This window comes from Alcanivorax sp. HI0044 (assembly GCF_001634945.1).
Genome location: NZ_LWEZ01000198.1, coordinates 1 through 795 on the forward strand (window position 1 = coordinate 1; position 795 = coordinate 795).

The 795-nt window shown below is 62.8% G+C and carries 1 protein-coding gene; it reads left to right on the forward strand.

All coding sequences use genetic code 11. From position 1 onward, the window contains the following. Positions 1 to 795 (forward strand): molecular chaperone DnaJ (locus tag A3730_RS02370; protein ID WP_063537403.1); only part of this gene is annotated, 795 nt, incomplete at both ends.

Sequence of the window (795 nt, forward strand, 5' to 3'; positions counted from 1 at the left end):
GTCAGGGTGGCGCCGGTGCTGGCGGCGGCTTCGGCGGCGGAGGCTTTGGTGACATCTTCGGCGATATTTTCGGCGACATCTTCGGTGGTGGTGGCGGTGGACGCCGTGGCCCTGCCCGTGGTGCAGACCTGCGCTATACGCTGGAGCTGACCCTGGAACAGGCGGTGCGCGGCTGCGATGAAAAAATCCGTATCCCCACCTGGGATAGCTGTGATGTCTGTCATGGCTCTGGCGCGAAAGAAGGCAGTCAGCCGGTAACGTGTACCACCTGTGGTGGCGTCGGCCAGGTACGGATGCAGCAGGGTTTCTTTACCGTGCAGCAGGCGTGTCCCACCTGTAAGGGTGAAGGCAAGATCATCAAGGATCCCTGTGGCAACTGCGGTGGCCAGGGCCGGGTGCAGAACACCAAGACCCTGTCGGTGAAAATTCCGGCGGGCGTGGATACCGGCGACCGCATTCGTCTGGCGGGTGAAGGTGAAGCCGGCATGCACGGCGCGCCGTCCGGTGACTTGTATGTGCAGGTCGCCGTGCGTGAGCACGACATCTTCCAGCGCGATGGTGACAACCTGTTCTGCGAAGTGCCGATCAGTTTTGTCGATGCCTCGCTCGGTGGTGAGCTGGATGTGCCCACCCTGAACGGCAAGGTGAAGCTGAAAGTGCCGGCGGAAACCCAGAGCGGAAAAGTCTTCCGCCTGCGTGGCAAGGGTGTGGCGCCGGTTCGTGGCGGTGCACCGGGTGACCTGCTTTGCAAGGTGGTCATCGAGACGCCGGTGAAGCTGTCCGGCGAGCAGAAAG